This window comes from Pseudoalteromonas sp. S2755, from assembly GCF_005886535.1.
Lineage (GTDB): Bacteria > Pseudomonadota > Gammaproteobacteria > Enterobacterales > Alteromonadaceae > Pseudoalteromonas.
In genome coordinates this window covers 1-4,323 of sequence record NZ_PNDS01000152.1, presented here as the reverse complement: position 1 = coordinate 4,323, position 4,323 = coordinate 1, and the positions used below count along the sequence as shown (strand labels likewise).

Sequence of the window (4,323 nt, the reverse complement as noted above, 5' to 3'; positions counted from 1 at the left end):
AATAAATTTGTAGCGTGAAATAGCATATTAGCTTCGTTAAAAATTTCTCATTTAGAACAACTAAATAGCAAAATTTTTGCCTTGCTACTAAAGCTATTTCCCCGCTTCAAGATAAATCATTTACTTAATACAACTGGTATTACAACAGTGGTTTTATCAGCGCTGTGATCGCTTTAATGTGATCATCACGGTCGTTGAGCGCAGGAATATAACGATACTTTTCGCCGCCAGCAGACTCAAATACCTCACGGTTTTCAACTTCTAACTCTTCGAGTGTTTCTAAGCAGTCGGCACTAAAAGCTGGGCTTAAAATTGCGACGTTTTTAATACCTTGGCTCGGAAAACTCTCAAGTGTTTTGTCCGTATAAGGTTGCAACCATTCTGCTTTACCAAAACGACTTTGGAAGGTCGTCATCACTTTTTCTTTATCAAGATTAAGTTTTTCAACGACTAAGCGAGTCGTTTGTTGGCAAAAACAATGATACGGGTCGCCCCTATCTAAAAATAACTTTGGTGTTCCATGATATGAAAAAACCAATTTATCCGGCTCTCCATTCGCCTCAAGATCTTCTCGAATGGAATTAGCTAAAGATTCAATATAAAGCGGATGTTTGTGATAGCCATTAATAAAATGCAGCTCTGGTACCCAGCGCCAACCTCTTAGCACCTTTGAGACCTGATCAAAGGTTGAACCTGTTGTCGCGCTGGAATATTGAGGATATAGCGGCACAATAATAATTCGTGTGATGCCTTTTCCTCTTAACTTCTCAAGCCCTGATTCAATTGACGGGTTGCCATAGCGCATGGCAAGCTCAACTTCGATGCCTTCAAAACCTTCACTGCGTAATTGCTTTTCAATTTTATCAGTTTGTGCTCGACTTATGGTTATCAAAGGTGAGCCTTCATCAGTCCAGATTGACTGATAGGCGTGTGCAGATTTTTTAGGACGAACGCGTAAAATTATGCCATGCAAAATCATTAACCAAATTAGTCTTGGAATTTCGACAATACGGGGATCGGAAAGAAACTCAGCGAGATAAACTCTAAGTGCTTTAGCCGTTGGTGCATCTGGGCTACCTAAATTTGTAATAAGAATACCCGTTTTGGAATTAAATCGGCCTTCATGGGGATTATCTGTTATGGCTGAAAAGCGAGACACCTAACGCTCCTTAGATTATCATTTTAATAGGATTATTTTACAAGAAAGCCTATACGGGAGTAAGCCTAATTTCGATCTAAACTGGCATAAATCAATTTGCGACCAAAATTAACTCACACTATAGTTGTAATTATCGCTAATTAACCCCTTCTCTATTGCTATTCATGGATTGAGGGCGTATTTTCCTGCAAATCTTTAAGGGAAAATCAATTTTTTGTTAGTTTTGGACATGTCTAATGAGAACCAACCACCCAGTAACCCAAAGAGAAAAAACCTTTTCTCGCGATGTAAAACTCATCTCTGTCACTGATCTGAAAGGTAATATTGTTGACTGCAATCAAGCGTTTATTGATGTGAGTGGATTTTCCCGTGATGAGTTAGTTGGACAACCTCATAATATAGTACGACATCCAGATATGCCTCCTGTGGCGTTTCAAACCATGTGGACGCAGCTTAAAACGGGTAAGCCATGGATGGGGATCGTAAAAAACCGCTGCAAAAATGGCGATCACTATTGGGTTGATGCTTATGTAACCCCGATAACAGAAAATGGCAAAATCATAGGCTATGAGTCGGTTAGAAGCTGCCCAGATAGGGCGACGGTTGAACGGGCAAGTCAACTTTATACAAACGTAAATACTAATAAAGGAAGCAGTTTCAGTCTTCCAAAATTACGTGTGGTGTGGCCTGTTTTTAACATCGCTTCGTCCCTAGCGCTTTGGTACTTTGCCTCAGAGTCTGCAGGGTTTTTCTGGTTAATGGCGAATATGCTCGCGTATTCTGCCTATGCGACTTGGCGAGATAAGGAACAGTTGAAACGGCTAGAATCTGAGTTGGCACACAGCTTTTGCGATGAGATATCTGAGCAAGTTTACTCAACTTGGGATGGCACCATGGCATCAATCCAAGTACGCTTGAAAAGTGAAAGGGCACACCTAGATACAATTCTCACCCGTGTTGAACATGCAGCGCAAAACGTATCAAAAGGAGCGCATACGGCGAGTAAAGAAGCACGAGCAACTTATGCCGATTTACAAAAGCAGCAAACTGAGACAGAGCTCGTTGCCACTGCAATGAATGAAATGACAACAACCATCAACGATGTCTCTAACAGTGTGCAATTGAGTGCTAAAGATGCCCAAAACTCCCTTGATTTGACTTCTCAAACAGAACAGATAGCCAATAAAACTAAAATTGCTTTTGGCGATTTAAGTAATACCATTGCCGACATCCGCAATTCTGTTGAAGGCGTCTCTAAGCAAACAGATAAAATTGCTGCAGCCGCACAAATTATCGAACAAATCGCTGAGCAAACTAATTTGCTAGCACTGAATGCAGCAATTGAAGCTGCGCGAGCAGGTGAGCAAGGTAGGGGCTTTGCCGTAGTTGCTGATGAAGTTAGGCATCTAGCACAGCGCACTCAAGAGTCAACGAAAGAGATCCATGCAATTATTGAAGATCTAACCAGCAGCACACAAGCGTCAGTAAATATTGCTCAGCAAGGCCAAGAAGAATCACTCCAAGGTATTGAACAACTGAATCAAAGCACCGATATGCTACAACAAATCACCCAAGCTGTTATCCAAATTAGTGATATGTCGATGCAAATTGCAACTTCGGTTGAGCAACAAGCGACCGTGTCTGATGACATTAACCAGCAAGTCGTAAACATTGCACAGCTTGCGAACAACAGTCTGGATAGCGCAGACAAAGTACATCAAGAGAGTAAAGACTTGGAATCGACTGCAAAAGAAATGCACGAATTGATTGTTCGTTTTAAGCGTAAGTGAGTTTTAGCATAGAGCATTTATTCTTTGAAGATTCAAAAGGACATTCTCAAATGTCCTTTCTCTTATATTTATATCTTCCGTTTCAAGCCCGATTTGGCACGCTCTTTAATATTGGTTTGAATATAGATTTGATCTGTTGTCGCAATTTTGGCGTGACCTAAATCTTCAGAGAGGTGTTTTAGCGGGCGATGTTGTGCATCATGCGTTGCACCTGTATGTCTTAGCCAGTGTGAAGTTGCGGCTTCGAGTTGCTCTGACTCTTCCGTAAAGCCATCTTCTTTCAGTTTAGCCACTGCTAAGTCAAAACTTTGCTGAACAATACGGCGTAATTGACGAACGTTCATACCACCTTGACCCCTTAATTTATGAACGATTGGGTAGGGCTCATCAACGCGAGGCAGGGCGCTTAGTCCCCGGTACTGCCGATAACGCTTTAAATAACCGATAAAGTCTTCGCTAAGCGTTACATCTCTTAGCTTATTGCCCTTACCCATAATTCTTAGGTACCAAAAGTCATCTTGATCCTGCCAAAAATGGCTCATTACGGGTGACCAATGAGGGCGGTCTGACAACTCAGAAATACGTAAATACAAACCTTTTAAGCAAGCTAATACGAAAAGATTCCGCTCTAGTTCCGGCTGCTGTTCGCTTAAATCACGCGTTACACCAAAAACATATTCCCATTGTAAATCGCTCAGCGTATCAGGAAGATTGATTTGCGACTGAACAACTAAATATGGGCTATTTTTCTTAACCACCGGAACGAAGTTAGCAAACGACTTTTCTTCTAAAATAGCAAACTTGTAAAACACATTCAGCGCGGTAAACATCGCGGCAAGTGTTTGCTGGCTAGCGCCATTTTCTTTAAGAACGAAAGGTCGCCAGTTTTCGTTAACCTCACGGATCCCTTGGTTTTGTTTGTAACGCCACTGTACAGAAGTTTGCGTCCATGCTTTATCGGGCTCAACCACAAAATCCACATACGCCTCGATATCTTCGCGTTTTAGCTCAAACACTGACTTCTTAGCAACTAGCCACGACCACAAATAAAAACGTTCAAGTTCATTACGAAAACGATTAAAAGTTGCTTCAGACTTACGACCGTAAACATACAAAAACTGAAATAAAAACTGCAGCTCGTTATGTACTGGTAGTGATTTACCATGACTTGCCAAAAACTTTGTCAGTTCGGGGTATTCATGAGCAAGCGTATTATCTTCAAGGTGGGCGATTTGATACCTAAGCTGCTTTAAGGTGTCAACTAGTGGTAAAATCATATTAAGTCCGATATTGTGTAGTATTGGACATATTATAATGATACAGATACGCACCACGCAATACTGTATAAATAGTCCTATAATTTAACGACTGCGT

At 41.2% G+C, this 4,323-nt stretch carries 3 protein-coding genes; 1 reads left to right on the top strand and 2 read right to left on the bottom strand.

Going from position 1 to position 4,323, the window contains the following annotated elements; translation table 11 throughout:
* Nucleotides 1–139 precede the first annotated feature (139 nt).
* Nucleotides 140–1,159, bottom strand: a complete 1,020-nt coding sequence (gene hemH / locus CWC03_RS21060; protein WP_138583543.1) for a ferrochelatase — start codon at nucleotides 1,157–1,159, stop codon at nucleotides 140–142.
* Nucleotides 1,160–1,395: 236 nt separating this feature from the next.
* Here hemH and CWC03_RS21055 point away from each other — a divergent pair, with 236 nt between their 5' ends.
* Nucleotides 1,396–2,949, top strand: coding sequence for a methyl-accepting chemotaxis protein (locus tag CWC03_RS21055; protein WP_138583542.1), 1,554 nt, complete (start codon nucleotides 1,396–1,398; stop codon nucleotides 2,947–2,949).
* Between the two features lie 68 nt (nucleotides 2,950–3,017).
* Here CWC03_RS21055 and CWC03_RS21050 read toward each other — a convergent pair whose 3' ends face one another.
* A complete protein-coding gene (locus CWC03_RS21050; protein ID WP_138583541.1) occupies nucleotides 3,018–4,226 on the bottom strand; it encodes a tyrosine-type recombinase/integrase in 1,209 nt (402 codons plus the stop codon).
* Nucleotides 4,227–4,323: the final 97 nt, after the last annotated feature.

Bases quoted from the DNA above. Each gene is read 5' to 3' on its own strand.
- CWC03_RS21055 (WP_138583542.1), top strand. From the start codon at position 1,396: ATGAGAACCAACCACCCAGTAACCCAAAGAGAAAAAACCTTTTCTCGC.
- CWC03_RS21050 (WP_138583541.1), bottom strand. From the start codon at position 4,226: ATGATTTTACCACTAGTTGACACCTTAAAGCAGCTTAGGTATCAAATC.